Annotated in this window: 19 protein-coding genes; 4 read left to right on the top strand and 15 right to left on the bottom strand. The window is 56.5% G+C overall.

The window, feature by feature from the left end:
* Positions 1 to 89: 89 nt before the first annotated feature.
* The 3 genes from VF992_04955 to VF992_04945 all read left to right on the top strand — a co-directional run bounded on the left by VF992_04955 (position 90) and on the right by VF992_04945 (position 3,104).
* Complete coding sequence (locus VF992_04955) at positions 90 to 1,166, top strand: RelA/SpoT domain-containing protein (protein HEX9340503.1); 1,077 nt, start codon at positions 90 to 92, stop codon at positions 1,164 to 1,166.
* Positions 1,167 to 1,538 carry a hypothetical protein gene (locus tag VF992_04950; protein HEX9340502.1) on the top strand — a complete coding sequence of 124 codons (372 nt, stop codon included), beginning with the start codon at positions 1,167 to 1,169 and terminating at the stop codon, positions 1,536 to 1,538.
* A 309-nt stretch (positions 1,539 to 1,847) separates the two neighbouring features.
* Positions 1,848 to 3,104 carry a 7-cyano-7-deazaguanine synthase gene (locus VF992_04945; protein ID HEX9340501.1) on the top strand — a complete coding sequence of 419 codons (1,257 nt, stop codon included), beginning with the start codon at positions 1,848 to 1,850 and terminating at the stop codon, positions 3,102 to 3,104.
* Positions 3,105 to 3,232: 128 nt separating this feature from the next.
* Here VF992_04945 and VF992_04940 read toward each other — a convergent pair whose 3' ends face one another.
* The 10 genes from VF992_04940 to VF992_04895 all read right to left on the bottom strand — a co-directional run bounded on the left by VF992_04940 (position 3,233) and on the right by VF992_04895 (position 18,011).
* Positions 3,233 to 5,242 (bottom strand): ATP-binding protein, encoded by a 2,010-nt coding sequence (locus VF992_04940; protein ID HEX9340500.1) that lies wholly within the window; start codon positions 5,240 to 5,242, stop codon positions 3,233 to 3,235.
* Between the two features lie 4 nt (positions 5,243 to 5,246).
* Positions 5,247 to 6,341: a DNA double-strand break repair nuclease NurA gene (locus tag VF992_04935; GenBank protein HEX9340499.1), complete on the bottom strand. Its 1,095-nt coding sequence runs from the start codon at positions 6,339 to 6,341 to the stop codon at positions 5,247 to 5,249.
* 212 nt (positions 6,342 to 6,553) lie between these two features.
* Positions 6,554 to 8,311 carry an AIPR family protein gene (locus VF992_04930; protein ID HEX9340498.1) on the bottom strand — a complete coding sequence of 586 codons (1,758 nt, stop codon included), beginning with the start codon at positions 8,309 to 8,311 and terminating at the stop codon, positions 6,554 to 6,556.
* Between the two features lie 89 nt (positions 8,312 to 8,400).
* A complete protein-coding gene (locus VF992_04925) occupies positions 8,401 to 9,171 on the bottom strand; it encodes a hypothetical protein (GenBank protein ID HEX9340497.1) in 771 nt (256 codons plus the stop codon).
* A gap of 1,094 nt (positions 9,172 to 10,265) precedes the next feature.
* Positions 10,266 to 10,805, bottom strand: coding sequence for a hypothetical protein (locus VF992_04920; protein ID HEX9340496.1), 540 nt, complete (start codon positions 10,803 to 10,805; stop codon positions 10,266 to 10,268).
* A gap of 83 nt (positions 10,806 to 10,888) precedes the next feature.
* Positions 10,889 to 12,379 carry a restriction endonuclease subunit S gene (locus VF992_04915; GenBank protein HEX9340495.1) on the bottom strand — a complete coding sequence of 497 codons (1,491 nt, stop codon included), beginning with the start codon at positions 12,377 to 12,379 and terminating at the stop codon, positions 10,889 to 10,891.
* Positions 12,376 to 13,797, bottom strand: coding sequence for a class I SAM-dependent DNA methyltransferase (locus VF992_04910; GenBank protein HEX9340494.1), 1,422 nt, complete (start codon positions 13,795 to 13,797; stop codon positions 12,376 to 12,378). The genes VF992_04915 and VF992_04910 overlap by 4 nt, the downstream gene beginning before the upstream one ends.
* The gene (locus VF992_04905; GenBank protein ID HEX9340493.1) at positions 13,794 to 16,457 is read right to left on the bottom strand and encodes a type I restriction-modification enzyme R subunit C-terminal domain-containing protein; all 2,664 of its coding nucleotides are present in this window, start codon (positions 16,455 to 16,457) and stop codon (positions 13,794 to 13,796) included. The genes VF992_04910 and VF992_04905 overlap by 4 nt, the downstream gene beginning before the upstream one ends.
* Before the next feature lie 190 nt (positions 16,458 to 16,647).
* Positions 16,648 to 16,935, bottom strand: coding sequence for a hypothetical protein (locus VF992_04900; protein HEX9340492.1), 288 nt, complete (start codon positions 16,933 to 16,935; stop codon positions 16,648 to 16,650).
* The gene (locus VF992_04895) at positions 16,932 to 18,011 is read right to left on the bottom strand and encodes a tyrosine-type recombinase/integrase (GenBank protein ID HEX9340491.1); all 1,080 of its coding nucleotides are present in this window, start codon (positions 18,009 to 18,011) and stop codon (positions 16,932 to 16,934) included. Before VF992_04895 ends, VF992_04900 begins: the two co-directional genes overlap by 4 nt.
* A gap of 100 nt (positions 18,012 to 18,111) precedes the next feature.
* Here VF992_04895 and VF992_04890 point away from each other — a divergent pair, with 100 nt between their 5' ends.
* Complete coding sequence (locus VF992_04890; protein ID HEX9340490.1) at positions 18,112 to 18,291, top strand: ribbon-helix-helix domain-containing protein; 180 nt, start codon at positions 18,112 to 18,114, stop codon at positions 18,289 to 18,291.
* 190 nt (positions 18,292 to 18,481) lie between these two features.
* Here VF992_04890 and VF992_04885 read toward each other — a convergent pair whose 3' ends face one another.
* From VF992_04885 to VF992_04865, 5 genes are all read right to left on the bottom strand, one after another.
* Positions 18,482 to 19,102 carry a nucleotidyltransferase domain-containing protein gene (locus VF992_04885; protein ID HEX9340489.1) on the bottom strand — a complete coding sequence of 207 codons (621 nt, stop codon included), beginning with the start codon at positions 19,100 to 19,102 and terminating at the stop codon, positions 18,482 to 18,484.
* Positions 19,099 to 19,461, bottom strand: coding sequence for a hypothetical protein (locus VF992_04880; protein ID HEX9340488.1), 363 nt, complete (start codon positions 19,459 to 19,461; stop codon positions 19,099 to 19,101). Before VF992_04880 ends, VF992_04885 begins: the two co-directional genes overlap by 4 nt.
* 482 nt (positions 19,462 to 19,943) lie before the next feature.
* Entirely contained in the window at positions 19,944 to 20,240 is a 297-nt protein-coding gene (locus tag VF992_04875) for a UPF0175 family protein (GenBank protein HEX9340487.1), read from the bottom strand.
* The gene (locus tag VF992_04870) at positions 20,237 to 20,743 is read right to left on the bottom strand and encodes a hypothetical protein (protein ID HEX9340486.1); all 507 of its coding nucleotides are present in this window, start codon (positions 20,741 to 20,743) and stop codon (positions 20,237 to 20,239) included. The genes VF992_04875 and VF992_04870 overlap by 4 nt, the downstream gene beginning before the upstream one ends.
* Before the next feature lie 190 nt (positions 20,744 to 20,933).
* Positions 20,934 to 21,121, bottom strand: a 188-nt coding sequence (locus tag VF992_04865) for an Lrp/AsnC ligand binding domain-containing protein (GenBank protein ID HEX9340485.1), incomplete at its 5' end; no start/stop codon positions are given.

The raw sequence follows: 21,121 nt of genomic DNA, 5'->3' as shown, positions 1-21,121 counted from the left end.
AGGCCCATGGATGCATGCTATACCGGTGAGGTCGTGACTTCTTGCGGTAGGATGATTTAACCCCCGGGCGATTCACAAAGGGAGGGTCTTTGGCGAACGGGACACCAGGTTCTAAGCCAGAAGAGCTATCGGTTGACGAAATCGCGGAACAATACAGGGTTCTCCGCCCTTCGTACGAGCGACTTGCAGTTGTGGTGAGAGACTGTCTAGTCAGCGAAATCGCAGCAATCGGACTCACAATCGACGGGTGCACATACCGCGTAAAGACTGTTGAGAGTTTTCAAGAGAAGGTCCTCCGGGAAGAAAAGGACTACAAAGATCCGCTGACGGAAGTCACCGACCTCGCAGGTGTCAGGGCAATGGTCCACTTCCGATCCGATATTGAGACCGTGAGCGACATCGTAAGGAGGAAATTCATCATTGACGAAAAAAATTCAGTGGATTTCAACAAGGCCAGCGACCCAAAGGTCTTCGGATATAACTCTGCGCACTTCGTTGTTACGTTACCCGGTCAATTGGTTCCGGCAGAAGCCCCAGGAATCGCAACGCTCAAATGCGAAATCCAGATTCGGACGATTCTTCAACATGCGTGGGCGGCAACAGCCCACGGGCTAATATATAAACCGCCGACGGAGCCCCCCAGGACAATCGAGCGCCGCTTCTACGCTCTTTCCGGGCTCCTAGAAATCGCCGACAATGAGCTCGAAGACCTGAGAGACTATGGGCGCCGACTGGAGTCGGAGATCGGAAATCGCATCGATCGCGGCGATTTGGAAATCGAGATTGAACCAATAGCCCTCAGGGTTTTCCTATCGAAAAAAGCTTTTCGGAATCAGCACGGGAGTTCAATTACTGGCGAGGTCCTTCGCGACATCACCGAAGAGGCACGGGCTGTTGGCATCACGACACTATCGGCTCTTAATCGCGCCATCGGTGAGTTTCCCGCGGAGGCGGTGGAGGCTCTCAGGCTCGAGCTAAACTATGTGCGTCGGTCTGGGATTGGCAAGGTCCGCGACATCCTGAAGTATCGTAGTCCCCAGGCCTACTACGACTTTGTGAGGCAGAGCCACCCGGAGTGGGACATTCCGACAATCCGTGTTTTCTGTGATCGAGTTGCTGCTCTGAAGCGAGATCGACTTTCTCCAGGCCCAGGGGAGGTCCGCTAAATGGGCGGTCGACGGTCATACTCTCTAGAGGACGTTTTTGGAAAGTCCAAGAAGACAAAGCTGGACAAGAGGCGGGTTACTCGAGCAGTCAAAGAAGGGCGTGCCGATCGAATTGCCTCAGATAGTGCACAGCTCGTTGTCGACAGCGAGAGACCCGTCCGCCTCCTCAGCGAAGCCGTCAGGGCGTACTCGAAGGTTCTTGAAGAAGCGAGGAAGGAAGAACCGAAGACCTACGAACAAAGAAAACGAGCTGCGAACAAGGCTTGGGCCGTCGAGCGCGACAAGAGAGGGATCCAGACTTCGCTTGTTGAAGACAAAATTGTCACTGAAGCGCTGGCACGGGCACTTCGTCGCCGTAAGAGGGGAAAATGATTCGACCCCCACCGGCGGATGCCGCGTTTCTGGAATTCCTTGCCTCTTTGATCGAGAAGATGCTTACCGCTGGCGTCAGGTCGGAAGATATCTCTACGGGCTACCTTACCCTCCCCAAAGATGTCCAACGCGAAGTGGAAAGGCGGAACCGTCAGGTCGCCAAAGCGGCGGCACCGCTTGTGGCGGATAGGCTCCGCACCGCGGGCTATTCTACTGACGATTGGAGCCAAGTCCCGGAAAACGTAATCGAGTCTGCAATCAAGAACGGTATCAGCGCTGCGCGACGGCAGATACAGGAAGCGGACGATATTGAACCGGAGGAGGGTCGTCACACCAGTTAGGGTCTCGAGCCGCGAAAGCGATTATGCCAGGCTCGATGCGTTCGTTTCGGGACGCGATATCTACCGAATCGGGGAATCCGCCATCGCAGTTGAGAATCAAGTCAAGGCGGGCTACCGCAAGATAGAATCTGTCATCCCCGTCTCAATGATCAACTTGGACCGATTTAGAGACAATGACATCACAACTGACCTGGAACACCTGTTCGAATATCTATGGCCCGTCGAGATTAGTGTCAGATTCGTCGCCGCAGATACTCGGGTTCGTACGTCAAAATATGAGGTCAGCCTAACTCAGAAAACCGAGGTTAGCCTCTTCTCAGGCGGGATCGATAGTCTGGCAACCCTACTCAAGCGCATCACAGAGGGCAGACGCCCTATCGCCCTCTTCGTCGCGCATAGCGACCTGGGTGGGCTAATTCACATAGTCCAATCGCTCTACAAGTCAGTTCTCGAGCAAATTTCGGTTCCGCTGCTCACCTTATACGCGCCCCCTCTCCGTCGCGCCGGGTATTCGCAAACCCGCGGCTTTCTGTACGGAATGGCCGCCCTGGCTGTCGCGGAGAGCTTGAGAAGACGTTCCTTCGTAATGGGCGAATGTGGCCCGACCATGCATCAGCCCCGATTCGGTCCTTTCGACACAACCACCATGACTTCCCACCCCTTGGTGCTCGAGGTAATCAGATCAATTGCAAAGAAGCTCACTCAGAATAGAATCCGCCTAGAAACGCCGCTCGCCGGTCATACAAAGGCCGAAGCCATGGCGTTGATCAAAGATAGGGGTTGGCTCAAACTTACCCACTCCTGCATCTCCCAGCAATTTAGGTCTCACGACGGGACGTGTTATGGTTGCATAATTCGTCGACTGGCATCAATGGCTCTTGGAATCCCAGACGTCCATTACCGATACGATTCAATCGTCTCCGGTCGCAAGGGCAAGGACAATCTGGTGTCCCTGCTCCGGTTTTCATATGACATGCTTACGGACTTCGATGCCCTGCCAGAAGACGTAATCGAAGAAATCAAGAAATGGAAGACTAGGGATTTGTTCGAGAGGTTCGCGCTAGACAATCTTGCTGGATTCCGGATTTGGATCCACGCGTACCCGTATACACCACCATTCGCCGACCGAATCTTGAAGGCCTTTCCCATCGGAGAATTGAATGAGGCGCTTACTGAGCGAGTTGCCAAGGTCCGAACCGCGCACGCCGACACTCTGTCACCTTGAATGACGGGTTAGGCGACGGGCAAGTCGTGAAGTTTCAAAGCATCCAGGGTTACGAGACAAACACCGTGAATGAGGACGCCATAGCTCATTCGAACGCGCGGGCAATGGATGCTAGGGGCTTTTTTGGCCTACTGCAGATCCACGACTTCCGATCTCGTGGGTTTCTGGAATTTGAGGGCGTCTGAACCCAAGAGCAGATAGGGGGTCTTCTCCGAACGCATGATCCTGTGGCGTACAGTCAACCGATCGAGTGCCGCAAGGAGCGTGTCATCGGGCACGACTTTGTGCCCGTCAGGCATTTCAGTTGCGAAAACCCGGGCGGCCTCTTGCGACAGGGACTTCCCCACGCCGAGTTTGAGATTCCAGAGCTTCACCGCAACTTGTCCCGCCAAAGGCTGGCCATTGGATACGAGGTTGACATACACGGGTACTTGTCGGTCTTTCTCGAGCAACTCACGAACGGTCCGATCAAGCTCCATTTGGAGATCTGGAATCCTTTTGGCGAATTCCTCAGCTGGAGTCGCTAGCGCCTCCGCGGGTTTGGTGCGCATTGCGCCCTTGGCATAGTCCTCGAAATTCTCCATTCGGACCGAGAGCACGAAGGGTTGGTACGGCGCGCTCCAGACGTATGCGTTTCCAGGGATTGGCTCGTTCAGGATCATACCCAACACATCGCTCGAAAAGTGTGCGTTAGCCCTCTGCAAGGACGCCAGATCGTCCGTACTGAGTAAGTGGAACACGAAGAAGTTGTCTCCCTGGCTCACAAGCTCCGAGGGAATCGCGCCGGGCTGCTGGGTTACGAAGATGCTGCCGAGTCCGTACTTGCGACCCTCCTTCGCCCACTCCACGAAGATGGTCTCACCCTTCTCGCGGTCTGTGGAGAGGACCGTCTGCGCCTCTTCGACGACCGTCACGACGTTCAGGAGCTCCCGCTGGGCGCCCGCTGTGAAGTTGGCCTGGTTCCGCTGGAAGATCTCGTTCAGGATCAAGGATGCGATCCAACGACCGTGGACCGATGCCATCAGGGAAATGTCGACGACGATGATGTGGTTGCGCTCGAGATGCCAGAAGATCCCGTCGAGCATCCGAGAAGCCTTATCATGAAGTCTCTTGACGACGGGGACGATGTTATTGACGATCGCAGGAGGCGTCGTTTCGGCGACGTTTTGGACGATGTCTCGTATCCCGGCCGAGTCGGCGCGGTACCCATCGATCTCAAGCAACCGAACGAGCGCGGCCCACTCATGCTCCTGCAGACCTCGGACCGCGTTCGCCCACACTTGCTCCCACTTTTCGGGGGGCACGCAATTCTTGACCACATTTCCAGGTCTCAGAGAGCCGAGGTTCAAATGAACATCGCCCGCGAGGAACCGCTGATACTTCGGGGACAGCTTTCGATCTGTGTACAAGACAACTTTGTCTTGGAGTTCCGGGACGTCCGCTAATCCAGGTCGCCCCCTCTTGTCCGTGACCGCGTATTCGCCCTCTGGGTCGAAGATCAAGAAGCCGACCTCGGGGTCCGTTTCGTACAACTTCGTGACAAGGAGCTTAACGAGATTCGTCTTGCCGTATCCCGCGTGCGCAAACACGTAGCTCCGCCGACCTACAAGGCGCCGGACATCGAACGGGACAGGCAGATTAGCTTGGCCGTCCCCGTCGAAGACGACGTTGCCGAACGCGAGACGCCCTAGGACCATCGGTTTCTCGCCCGCCTCGATGCCGAGAGAGCAGATGAGCCGGAGGGCATCCTCGGCAGGGACCCCCACGCGGGCACCCAAATGAGGCAGTTGGCGCATGGATGGCTCATATTTCGGGACACCTTTCCCGTCTAGCGTCAACGCGCCGAGCAACTTGACGTTCACGTTGTACCGGAGCTTTGCTTCCTTCAGATCCTCAGGGACCGATCGTCCGGCCTTTGACATCCGGGCGAGGTAGTCCTCCGCCTCGGCCCCGGCCATGAGGCCGACCGGGTGGAACCGGGTGATTCGCCCCAGGAGATAGCGTTGCTTTGACACCTCGACGACCAGGAAGCTACCAAGGAGGGGCGCGAACTCGCTCTGATACGGGACCACGAGATCCGCTTTGAACTCGAGTCCGGACTCGATGAAACCCTTGAAGACGCCGATGACGGTCCCCATCACCTCATCCATATTCCTTCCAGCCTCCTTTGAGCAGACCGCGGCCGATCGCCACGTGCTCGAAGGTCTTGTCGGAGTCGCTTCCAGGCTGATTTCGCAACAACTCCTCGATGAACATGTCTTCCAAGACCGACATCTCCATCCCGTGGAGGACCGCGCCCTCATGCGCGCGGATGAGAGGTTCCGGATAGCCGGGCGTGGGGAAAGAGGATTTCGCGGTCTCGGCGAGGTACTCGAGAATCTCCTTCCGGCGTGGCATAAGCCACTCGGGAATATCGACGGGGAGAATGAGCCCGTCGGGCTCTTCAACGAGTTTCGCGAGGTGTAGTCGGCCGATCGTGTGTTCCTCAAGCCAACTTCGCCACTGCCGATGGGCCTCGCGCTCAATCTGTTTCGGCACCTCACAGAAGCAAGGATAGGACTTGCGGAGAGTCCCCTCGAGGGCAAGGGCAAAGGAAAGGTAGTTCAGAACTTTCGATCGCTTGGCTACCCCGACGAGCAGGCTGCCCTGCTCTCGGTAGGCCTCCTCAAACGACCTGGCGAGCTTGGGAAGAATCTCCTTCCGCAACGCAATGGAACGCAGCAGCCCGTCCCGGATCACGAGTGCCTTCGTTTGCCCCGGATTCCAGGCAATGTCGAGCAACACAGCCCATTCCACGATGTCTCGGAACGGCTGTACGGCGGACCTCAGATCGCCGGCGCTTCGGTCCGGATTAAGAAGGTAGGAGAGGTCATCGTACCTGACGTCGAGGCGTTCCAGAAACTCTGCGAGAAGTGGGACGTGATCGGGGAACGTTCGATCGAAAGCCGCACGGAAGATCCCAGGACCTCCCGATAGCGGGAGGATCTTCTGAAACCGCTCCCGCCCGTCGCTGTCCACGACGCGCAGAATTTCCAAGTTGAAGGGTTCAAACGTGAGGCGGTTCTCGCCCCCGTCGGTGGCGACCGGGGAGATTGCGTAGCACCGCCGGTATCCGATTTCGTGAATCTCGAATCCGCGAACGCGGTCGCGGAGATCCTCGAGCATCGGCCGTTCTTGTTCGAGGGCACTGCGAAGTCCATCCCGAGCCCGCGTCATGTCGATCGTTTCAAGTGCCATCTTCGGACCCCGCAAATCGCTCGCGGCTGGATGAAAGAAGCGGCGCATGGCTTTATAAAGGAATAGCCGCGAAGTCGAGATTCCTGTTGACGAAGCCCACGAACAGCGGCTGATGTGCCTCCTCGCAACCCTCTTTCCGAATCTCCGAAATCATCCCAATGTGACAATCGCTGTCGATCGTCACCAATCCCATCAGAAGAACCATGCGAGGCCTAGGAATCCTCCCGAGCTCTCAACTCTTTCAGGAAGTTCAGATAGCGCTTTTCTGCCGGCGCCCGATGAACGTTTCTGGAACCTCGCCAGAACGAATTGAACTCTCTGTTAAGCCCGCTACCCTGGAAAAACGTTGAGACATCCTTACGCTGCTCCCCCTCACCACGGTTCAATCTATAGAAGAGTAAGGCTGCGCGGAACGTAGCGTCGATCGCGCCTTCGAGAGACTTCGGCCAACCGTACAACGCTTCTGCCATCTTGCGAAATCTGGCACTCCCGCCGATTCCACCCAAGTCACCACTTAGCCGTGTCCAAGCGAAGTTGAGCACGAGCCACTTCGCATACGCCCGTTCGGGATAACCTCTGCTGCGGTTCTGAATCGCTCTCATCAGCCAATACCGCGCGAGGTAGTACCCAGCCCGCTGAGCATTGAAGATTGTCCCGTAGTACCTTTCCTCGAACAGGCCTTCCTTTCCTCGCCGAACAATCGCAGGGTCCAATTCGCAAGCCGCAACAGCCTGCGCTAACTCATCTTTCCGAATCTGTGTGTGATAATGCCTGCCGAACGCGCGCCTCGCTTCCGACTTGGTTTGGCGCTTCCTGATATACTGGTATCCTAACTTGCGGAGCTCCTTCTCAAGAACCACCTGACGACGATCATTCGCCATGAGATCGGAAGCCAAGATTTCGTTCTGCCAATTGGTGGCTTTCACGATGTTGCTGACCATCTTGTCGAAGTAGTGCTCCCCGTTTTCTCCCGTCCTCGGAATCTGGATTAGCCGAACTAGCACACTGGCGCCTTTTTTTGCATACATGTGCAGTTGGCGGGTGGTCTGTTGGCCGTTGATGATCTGCGGATTCCTTACGCGGAAGAACTCTCGTCCTCCCTCCTGGATACGCGTAGCGAGATCGCAAACCAACGTAACTCCGTTGTTGAAGTACCAGAAGTTGTCCGCTTCATGTTCGAGCGTGAAGCGAATGCTATCGTTGATATCGGTCCGACCCAGGAAACCACGAACGTTGCGAGCGAAGAGTCTAATCCCTGCTTTCTCGAAGACTTGGCCCATCTCATTCCCAGTCATCGAAAAGACCCAAGCCGTGATTCCGGTTGTGGGATCGTACCGCTTCAGGACTCCTTCGTTACGAATCCGTCCTTCGGATTCGAGCGGAAAGTCAAGTTCCCTGACAGGGGGTGCTACGCCGTCAAGATAGTCGGTGAAAATCCTCAGAACATCGTGCCCCCCGACCAGGTCGAGCTGAGCCGGACCGTCGGAGTAGCGTGCGTTTAGCATCGCCTCAGAAGTGAGCCCGTTACTGCATCGCCCCGTAGTAACGTAGTAGAGTTGCAACGAGTAGTTCCGCTTCCTGAGTCTTTCTACAGCTTTTTCGACTTTGGCGCGAACCAACGGATCGATCTCGTCGTAGAAGGCGTCGAGTGCCTTCTTCGGACCGAAAAACGTGGAGGCAAGTTGTGAGAATGATATCACATCACTTCGCTTCTCTGCAACCTCGCCAATCCCTTCATGGAATTTTCCCTGAATGACGGAAACCTGCTTCAGGTCCTCATCAACGACTACCGCGTCGATTCCTTTGTCGTGACTGCCTCCCGTGAGGCACTGAGCCGCTTCCGCCTCATCTTCGCAAAGGAACGCCTTTAGGAACCAGAGAACGAACCTCTCATCAGCTTTCAGGCGCGGATTGGCCGTTCCAATCTCCGTCAGGTCCTTCTTCAGATCATCGAAGCCTATGTTGGCCAAGGCGATCCTCCTGTGCCTCGATGGAATCTGGGGCTAAAGCTGTTTCTGGAATCCGAGCGGCGCCGCGAATGAACCGACGAGTCTGCTAATCAGCTGGTGTCAGTTTGAGGTTCGCCGCCGCCAACGGATGTTGCGTGAGCCCTCTTTGCATTCCTGATCATGCGCCTCCTCCCCCAAGTCGACAACATTGTCAGGAGGAGATCTTCGCGCATGGTCATTTGGAGCCTCCAGACGAGGGGCGATAGCTCCTTTCGAATCGCCTCGATGTCAGGGAGCTTCGGTTTCTTGAGATTTGTCGTGGTCTCGACGGACCGTAGCTGGTCTCCAACATGCTGGACCAGAGCGCCGATGGCGTTTTGTACAGCCGGAGTTTCCGCGACCAGCAGAGCGTCTGAGCTTGCCTTTCCAAGCGAGTTCAGATTGAAAACAAGAAGACGGAGCCAGAGAATGAGAAGACTGAGTGTGGTGCCTTCAAGCCAACGATCCGCGACCGCACGCTGTCGGCGCTCATCCGACTCTGCAGAAACCTTCTCGAATTCCTCCGCGAGACTCTGACTTACCTTCGTGCCAAGTCGGGCCTCTTCCTCTCGTGCGAGCGCCACCAGTGTGAGTGCTATCCCTAACTTGTCATCTCTCTTTTCTCGGTCCCAGTCGACGCCAGACACCCAGCTTAAGTACAGATAAGCATTAGATAGCCCTTGGATGGCCACATTGATCTCCCGAAACGCTGCCAGCTTTGCGTGATAGTTTGTCTTTCTTCGTTCGAAACTCCGATCGCGCCATCCGTTGAGAAGATAGCCAAGCACCGCTAGACCGAGCGATCCCGCCACACTGACCAGCACGACATCGATTTCTGCCAACGGATTGTACTCCAGGATTCTGTGAGAGCTGTAACTCCAGATCAGCTCATGTCTTGAAATAGACGGACCGTGGCTCCGGCATCACTCGGTTCGACGTCTCGCCCGATCACCGCTCCCGCGAGAGCCACAGCAGTTCCAGCGGCCGTATCGATAGACCGATCCCTCGACCTTCGCTCAGTTGCCGATCGCCTATTCCGTGGGCGGTCTGGGCTGGAGCAGAACACGATAACGGCCATTTCCCTCAAACTCAAGCACTCCATGGTCCCTTAAGACTTGCAACTGCTGTCTGATCTTGGGTCGAACGTTCCGGTTCCGGGGATGCAGACCGGCGAGAGCTACCTCAAATGCATAGAGGTCGGGGAGGCTGAAAGAGTCCCGGCTGAGGTCTCGGACGCAGCGCAGGACGTCTGCCATCCACCCTCTAGATTCCGATTTTGAGTTATCCAGAAATGAAAATCGGTTCCACGAGGCCCGCACCCCTTGGGATGGCAAGGCGACTTCGTCGCTAACCGCGGGGATTCTTGCATCGGAGGGCAGCGATGAAAGAAGGATATTGCATCCGACCCACCCAGCACGACGAGCTGTCAACGCCAGGGCCCGCCGCTGTTCGATGGCCGAAGAGGAGAGGAAGTATCTTGGAACGAAGAAGAGGTCTCGAACCAGCCAGCGATCTGATCGATAGTGAAGGAAGATAAAAGTCGGAACGCTGCCTTCCTTGATCCGTTCCATCATGGGCCCGTACGAAGCGTCTGTGACCCTTGAGCCAAAAGGGCGGCTCTGGCTTTTTAGCTGAAACGTTTCTTCGCAGGTTTCGCATTGGAAGTCTATTACCTTTGTACCTGGGGCAGTTGGGGTTAGCTCCTCGTGGTTACAAGCGGGACAGTAGAGCTGCTCAGCCACCCAGCCCTCAGTAACAACCCGGGCGACCTGAGATCGACTCGTATACGCCACGCCCAGCGAGGGGTTGAGGTTTAGGTCCACATGTCATGGAAGCCCACTGCCAGCTTGATCTTGCCGCTGCTTCCGCTCGCGGTGCTGTCCAAGACAGTATGTTGATATAGCCCCCGCCCCGCCTGCGTCCAGATTGGACACACTCATTGGCTGGCGTCTATCACCAATCTGACGGCTGCGTCGACTGCCTTTTCTAACTCGCCGAAACTCTTGGTTCCTGTAAGAACAAGATTGCCGGTCCGGAAGAAGATGACCACAGAGCGAGGGTTTCTCAGGCGCAGCACGAGTCCTGGAAACTGTTCCGGTTCATATTCAAAATCTTGCCCTGCGAGCGCCCTAGCGACCATCACGAGATCTAATTTTCGGCCTAGATCGCTCGTCGCAACAATGTTTTGAATGACAGGTTCAGACACGGGTTGCTTGGATTCAATGTGGGAAGCTAACATTCCCGCGATCTCTTTTGATACCTCCCTCGTCTCCTCGATAGTCCGGCATCCTGTAACTACGATTTTCCCGTTGGGATAAATGGCCACGTACCTGTTTTGGGGGCCGACTCGAAGCCCTAGCCATGGCCTTCCGATTTTCCGGACGCTTGTCCCCAACGCTCTCGACTTCACGATCTCCTCAAGAGGAAACATCCTAGCCAATCTGAAAGTCACCACCAGGTTTTGGACAATGTACAAGATCCGCCGCTCTGATTCTCGAGCTCCGGAAGATTTCCCGTGCACTGGATTCTCCGCCGCCTTGAATCACTCCTACCGCGCCGTCATCCAGCGGGAAGGTTCGCCTGCTGAGTTGGCGATCGTGTTTCGGTACCGCGTTGCGATCGGACTTGCTCCAGGAGGACCGAAACCGGCTCGTCGTGCGGGTCCTGCTCCGCTAAGTCCCCTCGGAACGCCTTTGCCAACACCGCTTGGTCCAGTCTGTCAAACCGCAACCAAGCCTCCCGGGCAGCAGCCTCGATGGCGGAGTTCTGAGAGAAGAGAGATTCGATGCGGGAGACGATGCGCTGCTGCTCGGCAAAAGGGGCCAGCGGGATAGGCGTACTCAGCAATATTCCTCGCTCTATTGTGGCCTGGTTTACCCATTGCTTGCACCTTGTTTCGAAGTAGCCCTGCCTCCAGAGAGTGGCCAGATTGTGCCACACCCATCCGGGTATCGTGACATTTGGGTTAATACGAATTCGCGTCAGGTGATTACTGAAAGCATAGCGCCGACCATCGTTCAAGGCAAACAACGCAGTTTTGCCCACCAGCTTTGGACTGTTTGTGTGGCAGAGGAGGACGTCGCCAGATTTCAAGAGGTATTTTTCAAGAGCCAGTTCCTTGGGCACGGTCCGTACGACACTGAGGTTCAGATTACAGTCGGATCCGATGTTATTCATTCTCAGGTGCGCGATCCCGCCCGCCACATCTTTCTTGCCCGAAGCGAAGCCAGTCTGGGTACTCAGAATAATGTCACCAAGCGTCGCCCAGGCCCAGTCCCTCGGCAATTCCCTTAGCCCCCCAGTATCCGCTAGTTCTTGCTTCTCGGGATTGTGCTTCATCTGGCTCTGCTCGTTCGCTTGTCTCTCCTCCCATATCCTGTGCAGCTGCACGAGTGCTGGTTCGTCCCCCTCTTCCCGCGCCGTCAATTCGCCCCGGAACGCCTTTGCTATTACCGCCTGCCAGAAGCGCTTCGTCAGCTGGGGCACGCGGTCCAGGGCCTGACGAGCGACGCGGCTCCCGGCGCAGAGGGCTTCGATCTTGGCGACGATCTGGCGCTGCTCGGCGAGTGGAGGAAGTGGGATTGCTGCGCTGGCAAGGTAGTCCTTTGGAACGCGCAATTGCCCGGCGGTCCCCGTCATATGACCGGCGGCTTCGCCTCTAAATGACTTCTGCCGAACGTAGCGAAAGACGAACTCTGAGGGGATTCCACCGAGTGGACGCAGTACATGAAACTCAGTAGTTCCGAAACCAATTCCGTTTACAAGGCCTCTTGCTATCGCCGACTTTCCGTTCTCCATGCAAGGAGTAATCTTTGCGAACAGTACGTCTCCTTCCTTGAAGGGTGTGAAACCCTTTCGCACTTCTGCCAATGACCTGAGCTGAAGATCCCCGAGCTCGCCATTTCTCGCGTCGACGGACGACATGGGGACGAACGACACCGGCGTAGCGCCCGGAAGATCACCATCCAATCTGCGGGGATTGATTTCGCAGATTTCCCCAAGGGTCGTCCACTCCCATCCCTCGGGGAGCTTCCACGGTCCGTCACTCATGCCCTCCGCTCCTGGTTAGTTGCCTGGAGGAATAGGATAATGTCATCGAGGGCATCCTGGGCGGCTTGCAGATGATTCCGAGCTTCGGCGGCAAGGTCTTCCGGGTCGGACAGATTCTGGGGATCTTCGAGACTCTCGTCTCTTAACCAGAAGATGTCGAGATTGTCGCCGCGGTCCTCGATTTGCTTCCGCGTAAAGCGCCGGAACCGTTCGGTCTCGCGCCGGTCTCCTTTCGGATGGCCATTGGGATCGGGACCGTACGCGGCTTCGAATTCCTTGAAATTCTCGTCTGTCAAGGGGCGACCTTTGGTTATCTTCTCCACATTTGTCCGGAGATCGTAGACCCAGACTTCCTGAGTCGGATGCCCCTTGCGGAAGAAGATTATGTTTGCCTTTACCCCCGGGCTGTACGGCGTGAACGTTCCAACCGGGAGACGCAGGATCGTGTGGAGGTCGCAATCCTGCATGAGGATCCTGCGGACTTGCCTTCCGGCATGCTCTTCGAACAACACGTTGTCGGGGACAACCATCGCCGCACGCCCACCGGGCTTGAGGATCCGAATGACATGCTGGACGAAATTGAGCTGCTTGTTGCTGGTAGGTATTGTGAAATCCGCGCGATTCGGAATTTCTCCCGCGCCCTTCGTTCCAAAGGGAGGGTTCGTCATTACACAGTCATACCGTCGGCTGGTATGCGGACCTTCCGCAAGGGAGTCTCCGTAATATACATCTCCCTCGATTTCGTGAAGATACAGGTTCATCAATGCCAGCCTTCTCGTATCCAAGACGATTTCTCCTCCGGATAAGCTGCGCCTCCGAAGTCGATCGCGGTCCTCTACCTTCAGTAGTGCTCCTTCTTTTGTCACCGAGAGAAGCCATTCGTAGGATCCAATGAGAAAGCCGCCGGTCCCCACTGCCGGGTCGTGAATGGTGAATTCTGGGTGCGCACGAATGTCGGGCTTCACGCATCGCACGACGGAACGGATTGCTTCGCGAGGCGTGAAATATTGACCCGCGCCTTTCTGTTCCGCCGCGTACTTCTGGAGTAGGCCCTCGTAGGCCTGTGCCTTTAAGTCAATGTCGAGGGACGCCCAGTCCTCCTCGTCAATCATCGAGACAAGCTTCTTCAAGTTGACGGGGTCTCGGAATTTGGAAAGAGAACCTGCGAAGATATCTCCCAGCAGGCTAGGCTCTCTTGAGAGACGTCGGAGAATTTCGACATAATGATCAAGCAACGCGGTACCGGATCGGACGCGCAGCGAGTTCCAGTCGTAGCCGTCGGGAATGACCACACCTTTTTCTTCCGCCAGTTTCAGGAAGAGCAGGTAAGTCAGCTGTTCGATATAGTCACCGTAGCCGATGCCATCGTGCCGCAGGGTGTTGCAGAACCCCCAGAGTTTGCCAACTACATCGGTCATTCAACCACCGCCAGATTGATCTCTTTCAGGAGTTCCTCAAGACGACCACCAAAGTCTCGGTTGGCCCTGTTCCAGCCTCCGTGGCGCGAGAATGGGATTGTTTCCAGGTAGGCTCTCTCAATTAGAAGGTTCTGGACGAGATGATCTCGGATGAGCTGGAGCCAATTCTCTTGTATGGGCTTAAAGGTCTTCCCCTGGCGAATTTTGGCCATCGCGCTGTCGACCCGCTGCTCAGCGGTCACGAGAGGTTCGTTCTTGGCTGCATGTCTAATGATTGAGATGATATCTGCGAGACTATCACGGTACACTCTCCTCAAGTTCTCTTCCGTGAACCGCTCGGGCTGCTCCGCGAGCTTCTTCCTCAACTCCGCCAGGTAACGGGTGTCAAATTCCCGAGGCCGGTCAAGGAGGATTTCGAGAGCCTCGATCCGTTCTGGGTTTTTTCTTACAAAACGCTCGAATGCCTGAAGATAGTCCTCAGGTTTCAGTTCACGGCCGTCCGCGGTGCGAAAGTGATACATCGAGCTGACGACGTCTTCAGCGCCTAGCGCCACGAGAAATGTGCGAGGCGCCCTGGGATAGTTCTCCAAGATTTCTTGAAACGCTTTGTTCCTAAGGAGCGCCAAGGTGCCCGTCCAGTCACCCCTCAAGAGGTCCGGCAAACGCCGAGCGAATGAAGCGAGGTCCCCTTCCGGGATGAATTGGGAGAACTCCTCACGGCCCTCGCCTGACACTTCTTTCGCGATCCTTTGGAGTCGCCGGACGAGAACCTGTAAGTTGTACAGCGAATCCTTATTGTCGTATAGTTCTTGGATGACAGCACGAAGCGGTCGTGGCGGCCTCGAAGGATCCTCCACAATGAGATCGCTGGCGTTCCTGAAATAGTCGAGGACCCCAACTGCATCGAACACAACGAAGTGGCTCTTCTGCAGATCCTCGCACCTCCTCGTGCCCCGACCCACCATCTGTTCAAACAGAATCCGCGACTTGACCGGTCGAACAAATAGGAGCGCCTCTACGCTGGGGATGTCCACGCCCGTGGTGAGCATGTCCACGGTTACCGCAATTGCGGGTGCTGGCCGATTTCGAAATTCTCGAATCCGTTGCAGCGGACGATCTACGTTCGGATTGCTTGTGATTTTCTTCACGAAATCATCGCCCCGACGGCACTCATCCCGTAGCATGTTGACCAGCTGATCTGCGTGAGACGTATGTGGAAGATCATTCACCGCAAAGACAATCGTCTTGGGAAAACGACCATACACTCGTTCGTGCTCCAAAGCATGGTGAAGGTAGGCTTGAACGATCTTGCGATTGCTGTCGGGCGAAGTCACCTTTCTCTCAATCTCTGACGTGTCGAACTCACGCTCGTCTTCGAGGACGTCGTAGGCAATCTTTCCTGTGAGTGTGTCAACGAGCTGCACCTCTTCCCCAGGCTTCAAGAATACTCCGTTCATGCGGACATCCGAATGTATGGTCACAGGGTCGTAGTCGACGAGATATCCATCTCGCACGGCTTGATTGTAGTCATAACGGAACACGATGTCCTGGAAGTACGCCTTAGTGTGGGCAGCAGGAGTCGCCGTCAGCCCAATTTTGACGGCGTCGAAGTGGTCTAAGACTTCGCGCCACTTCCCCTCCTCGAGTGTGGTATATCCCCTATGGCATTCGTCGGCTATGATACAATCAAACGCATGGATGGGGATGTCCAATTTTCCCGCCTCTGAATCCTCATCAATGTCCCCGCTCTGGCCAAACGTGTCCTCGGGTTGGCCAAATAAGTTGATTCGCATCCGCTGGATGGTACAGACGTAAACGAATGAGCTACCAGGCTTGGGCTCGGTCAGATAATGTGCGGGAAGTTCCCTTGGATTGAACTTCAGGTTCTCGTCGAAATCCTCCCGATGGAAGCGATGGCTGTAGACTTCGTAGATCCGATCGAACTTCAGGCCTGGCTCGGGTTCGAAGGCCGCCATCTCGGAGGCAGCCTGGGCGGCGAGCGCGCGTCGATCGACCAAAAAGAGGACTCGACGGATGTATCCTGACTTGAGGAGTCGATAGAGCAGGGCGATCGTCGTCACTGTCTTCCCAGTTCCTGTGGCCATTGCGACGAGCATCTTCCTTCGACCATCGAGCAGGGCCTCCTCGATGGCCACAATCGCATCCTTTTGGTACGGGCGCAACCGTGGTAGGTCAACGGTGGACTGCTCAAGCCACTTCTCAGATCTTTCTGTGTCACGTCCAAGCATTTCGTCAAGCGCTGCGGGGGGGTGGAAACCCGAAACTTGTCGGGAACGGCTGTCACTCTGGCGGAGATCGCGAAACCAGAAGGTCATACCGTTAGTGGAATAAGCAAAGGGAATGCGATGGGGTCCGAATTGGAAAGGACCACCTTGGAATGTACGGGCGTACCGCTCTGCCTGTTCCAGAACGTTCTGAGGTGATACAGCTAGCTTCTTTCCCTCGACAACCGCGAGCGGTCGACCCTTGCTGAAAAGGACGTAGTCGGCAGGACCCGACGCCGTTGGGTACTCCTCAACGGTACCGTCCCGAAGGCTACCTCCCGGGATGAAAGCCGTTATAGGGTCCCATCCAGCCTTTTGAAGGGCCTTGTCAATGAAGTCCTTTCGCGTCCTTGCCTCGTCCGGCAGAGAGGGCATGACAATTCCAGGGGATGCGCGTCCCCTACCTATCACTCTTGCGGCGCGGCTCTTCAAGTTCGACCAGATCGGTTCACCGCGAGCTAACGGGGGGTAGAGGAAGAAACCTGGCGAATTGCTCCGTAACCGCACTCCACCGAGCGGACGCTTATCCGAAGCTCCGGCAGCTATGTGTATGGGCAAATCCGCTTTAGTAACCGGAGATCCAAAGCTCCACAGGTTCCAATTCATTCTGCCTCGCGATGGGGCGCTCAGCACCAAGAAGCCTCAGGAGGAATCGAACCTCGTCGTACTCGAATCGGGGGCCTGCCCCGAACGAACTCGACAGTTGGTTTGTGGCGAGCATCTTCCCCAGGATCTCAAACACATCCGAGCAGACCGAGTAGACTTCCGGCTCCCGTTCCCCCGGCACCGTCAGGACGATCGTCTTCGTGGCGCGTCGCCGGCCGCGAGATATTGCTCCAATCTGCGCCATCATGCTCCCTCCCGCAAGATTGTGCTCAGGCCATCCAAGATCATGCTCCACGCACCTTCTTTACCTCGCGGAGCTTGCTTCTTCAGATGTTCAATGAGTTCCGCCTGAGCTGGCTGCGTGGAGGCCACCTGACCGTTGCACAGGTCCAGCTTGGCGAACTCCCTCTTCACATCGTCGAGCTCGACCTCCGCGTATCGGTCCAGCGTCATCGTGACGCTCTCGTGGGCGAGGATTGCCTGAAGAAACTGCGGATCCAACCCCAGCCTCTTCCCCATGGTTGCGGTGGTCTTCCGGAACCGGTGGGGATGAACGCTCTCTGCGAGACCTGCAGCCTCCTGGATACGCTTGCAGGCTCGCCACGCGTTCTGACGGTTCGCTTTCTGGCCTGTTCGACTGCCGGAATCCTTCCCGTACCGAAACAGGGATTCCGATTGGTAGGATCGCGAGGCGAGATGCTCCCTCAGCAGGTCCGCCAGTGTCGGGTGCAACGGGATCGTGACCGGCTTCCCGCCTTTGACGATGGCTTTGATCTCCATTCGATCGAAATCGAGGTCGCTCACCCGCAACCCGTAAAACTGCGCCCTTCCGCCCGTGTAGAGTAGCGTCATCAGGAGGGCGTAGTCTTCCGAAGGGACCGCTCGAAGACCCTCACCGACGAACGCCTGAGCTTTCGCGACCTCGAGAACCCGAGTGAGGACCTCCGGGGCGAAGGGCGTCCATTTCACAGATTTCGCCTTACGCGGCATTCCGATGGCGTTTAGCTTCGTGAAGAGCTCGAGGAGCTGTGGATCCTGCGTACCCTGAGCCTTCAGGCGGTAGAACGTGATGATGTAGCTGAGGTAGCCGCGGGCAGTTGTCCTCGCGATTCCCGACTGGGCCAAGTGGCCCTTGTAGGCTGCGAACTCCTTCCAGCCCGCGGTCGTCAGGTCCAGATTGAACCGTTCGCGAAGGAACTGACTGTACCGAATAAGGACGCCACGTCCCTGGTCCAGTGAACTCGGACGGAGTCCTTCCGCAATGGCTAACGACACAAACTCCTTGATCAAAGGTGGGTCGAGATCCCAGTTGTTCTCCGGCATAGTTGCGTATATGGCTCATGCACGCATCATTCTACTCTGTGCAGTTATACTGCATGTACACGAATGCAACATTCATGACTCTGAGGGAGTTCGGGGGACCATGGCCGACGAGGATTACCTGAGCGTTCGCCTGCCGAAAGAATTGATGAGCGAAATCGATCGCCTGGTGAGCCGGAAGGCGTTCGGCTTTCGATCAAGGGCCGAGTTCATCGCCGATGCCGTGCGACGGCGGCTTGAGGAAATATCGGGGCTGGAACGGATTGCTACACGGCGGAAATAACCAAAATCGGTCTGTGGCGTTCTCCAGTAAAGTGGCTGTAATCAGGCTATAGTGCAGCCTAACGCTATATGCAGATTGTCTCCGAGGCGTCCATTCGTATGTTTGCTACGGTTCGGGTCTGTCAATCGAACGCCTGCCCGGCGTCCGTCGACTGGTCTCGTTCCACGGTTCGCTGCACGGCTGGGCCGCGTCACGAGGTAGCTTGGACCCATACCGTAAAGGCCCACCTTTCCGCACCACGCCTCCGCAGGAGGGCCTCCAGCTGCGGCCAAGACCGGGCGGGGATCAGGAAGGTTCCCCTTCCCAGCTTCCGTCCTCCGACTTCCTCGACGAAGCCCTGTCTACGGCTCCGATACGTCTTGCGTTTGTACTTCCTCACAGACTCGTATCCGTATAGATCCCGGGAGAGCGCCACTTTCTTTCCCTGAGGCAGCCGGTCCAGCTGCAGTGTGACCAGCTGATACGGCTCCATCCGAAGCTGTCGGATGGAGGGATCCAAGGCCTCCCCGACAATCGCAACGCCATCTCGTGTGACGGCTTCCAGGAATTGTGGATCGAGAGCGTCAAGCTCCGGCCGCTCAACGAGGTACGGGCTGATGGTGACGTCGTGACGCGCCCCGATTCGGAATAGGTCCCGTGCGAGATCCTCGTGGACATCCCGAGGAGCGACGATTAGCAGATCGAAGTCGCTGTCGGCTCCGGCCGTACCGACGGCGACTGACCCGTACAGGAGAGCGGACCCCACTTCGTGCCGCTCCGCGAGGTATAGGCGAACCTCCCGGAGACACCCGTCGAACTTGGCGGGGTTCATCGCAGGACCTCCCGGCAGATTTCCTCGATCCTTGCAGCTTTCTCGAACGCGGCCTTGAAGTCATCCGGGCGCCACCTCTTTCCATACACGAACTTGGGCCGCAGCCGCGTCTCAAGGTCCTGAAAGGACAGCCAGACCTCCTCGGTCCGATTGCCAAAGATGGCGCGATTCCGCTCGAGCTCGTAGCGGACCCGCTGATGTTTGTTGATGTGGACGTTTCGCAATGCAGCGCACGCGTCGATGAGATGGAACATGGCCAAGAAGATCGCCTCGACGCGTAGCTGGGGCGGGTTGACCTCGAGGTCGGCGCCCTTCTTGAAGTCTGCGTACTGGGCGAGGTGCTGGGCACGGTCGGCCATGTGTGGTATAATAACACACAACTACTCAATCCTTTGCGCACATGAGGCGAAGTCCGTTAGACTCTCCCCGCTGGCCCGCACGCGGATGATCCTGGCAGATCGTCTCAGGTGCTTCTTTTCGTATGTTTGCTACTCGACTCGGACGGTCCTCGTGACTGCGTAGACTTAGCCTTTCGCCTTGTCGTTTTCGGGACAACGTCATCGTCAAGACGATTGAAGGCTTCCGCCAACTCTTCCAAGCGCTTGCGGTCGAATGGTTCCCGTTCCTTGCGGGCTTGGTCGATTGTCTTCCTCATTTCCTCAGCTGCCGAAAGGCTGAGAATCCCTGCGAAGTCCGAGAGAGGTCGATGGGTCCGTCTCCTGATCACGTCCCTTGGCCTAGCTGGGCTCTCGCGGAGCGTTTCGTCTTCCGCCCGCGTCTTGTCAAGTCCCCTCGACATTTTCTTTGAGGTGCGCGGCTTCACCACGAACAACACCGACGCTCACATCTTGCTCAGCACGAACTCGATCGCCTTCCTCTCCTGACTCGCTGTGACGTTGCCCTTCACTCCATGGTCTAAGAGAATGTCGATCATTCCCCGAACGGTGGTGTCTGCGAGTTCCGCGGCGTCTCTCAAGGTGACCTTGCCCTCACGATAGAGGCGAACCGCATACTCAGTCGCTCCGAGTGCAAGGAGCTGGCGAGTGACGGTCGACTCGTCCAAGTGCTCCCGACGCGCAACCTCTTGCACGGTCTTGAGGAGCCTCTCGGGAATCCGCAGACTGCGAACCGCGCTCATGGTCTCTCTGCCTGGATGGCTGCCCTGGCTTCTGCATATTGTTCTTCGCTAATGTACTCTGCGAGCTTCTCCAGGTACCCGAGTGCCTCGCCTCGTTCGATCCGGTCCCGTTTGGCTAGCGCAACGATGAGAGAACTCGAGGTGGCAAACGGAATCCTAAGAGTTTGGAGAACATTGAGGAACCTGCGGTCGTCACTCACAACGACTTCCACGCCACCCGACGCATGGAGCCGAACCAGGTCGGCTTCGCCACCTTTCAAACTCAAGTTCCTTACGATCGTTTCCGCAGGGCCAGTTTTACGGGTGCCCCGGACATGAATTCTCCGTCGCTTGATGTTCTCCTCCACTCTCAACGCGTCGGGATGGCCTCCCTGTTTGCCCTGTTCGACACACTCCACGTGGACCTCTGGAGGCAGACACACCGTGAACGCAGAGGTTACGGCTTCCTTTAATGAGGTTTTTGTCATCTTGATCACTACGTCGGAGTCCAGTGCGATGTCCACATTACGAAAGATACAATCAACTACATATACCTATCTTGGAGGTATGCGAAACGACACGGTTCGGTCGAGCAAAGAACGCGTAGGAGCTCGGTGGCATTCCGCGCAGATTGTCACGGTGGATAGTGCGCCAGCCGAATGAGTCGCGAACGAAAAAGGGACGAACCGAGTGGGCTCGTCCATGCGTCGATGTTCAGAACTTCGAGAACGCCGGGAGCGTCTCGGTTGAGAGCACGCCGGGCATGCCCTGGACCTTCGTCACGACGGACTCGAGGAGGTTCTCGCGGGGGTCCGCGCTGATGCGGGCCACGATGTCCGAATCTCCGGTCGTGCCGATGATCTCCTGGATCTCGGGGACGTTCTTCAACGCGCTCATGGTCT

It is taken from the genome of Thermoplasmata archaeon, from assembly GCA_036395115.1.
Classification (GTDB): Archaea; Thermoplasmatota; Thermoplasmata; order RBG-16-68-12; family RBG-16-68-12; genus RBG-16-68-12.
Note: the sequence above shows the minus strand (reverse complement) of the source record. Positions and strands in the feature narration are given on the sequence as shown.

What these genes read in the sequence shown, in the direction of transcription:
- VF992_04885 (HEX9340489.1), bottom strand. Translation starts at nt 19,102, where the DNA reads ATGAACCCCGCCAAGTTCGACGGGTGTCTCCGGGAGGTTCGCCTATAC.
- VF992_04900 (HEX9340492.1), bottom strand. Translation starts at nt 16,935, where the DNA reads ATGATGGCGCAGATTGGAGCAATATCTCGCGGCCGGCGACGCGCCACG.
- VF992_04940 (HEX9340500.1), bottom strand. Translation starts at nt 5,242, where the DNA reads ATGGGGACCGTCATCGGCGTCTTCAAGGGTTTCATCGAGTCCGGACTC.
- VF992_04895 (HEX9340491.1), bottom strand. Translation starts at nt 18,011, where the DNA reads ATGCCGGAGAACAACTGGGATCTCGACCCACCTTTGATCAAGGAGTTT.
- VF992_04935 (HEX9340499.1), bottom strand. Translation starts at nt 6,341, where the DNA reads ATGGCACTTGAAACGATCGACATGACGCGGGCTCGGGATGGACTTCGC.
- VF992_04905 (HEX9340493.1), bottom strand. Translation starts at nt 16,457, where the DNA reads ATGCCCTCTCTGCCGGACGAGGCAAGGACGCGAAAGGACTTCATTGAC.
- VF992_04890 (HEX9340490.1), top strand. Translation starts at nt 18,112, where the DNA reads ATGGCCGACGAGGATTACCTGAGCGTTCGCCTGCCGAAAGAATTGATG.
- VF992_04915 (HEX9340495.1), bottom strand. Translation starts at nt 12,379, where the DNA reads ATGAGTGACGGACCGTGGAAGCTCCCCGAGGGATGGGAGTGGACGACC.
- VF992_04880 (HEX9340488.1), bottom strand. Translation starts at nt 19,461, where the DNA reads ATGGCCGACCGTGCCCAGCACCTCGCCCAGTACGCAGACTTCAAGAAG.
- VF992_04910 (HEX9340494.1), bottom strand. Translation starts at nt 13,797, where the DNA reads ATGACCGATGTAGTTGGCAAACTCTGGGGGTTCTGCAACACCCTGCGG.
- VF992_04950 (HEX9340502.1), top strand. Translation starts at nt 1,167, where the DNA reads ATGGGCGGTCGACGGTCATACTCTCTAGAGGACGTTTTTGGAAAGTCC.
- VF992_04875 (HEX9340487.1), bottom strand. Translation starts at nt 20,240, where the DNA reads ATGAGCGCGGTTCGCAGTCTGCGGATTCCCGAGAGGCTCCTCAAGACC.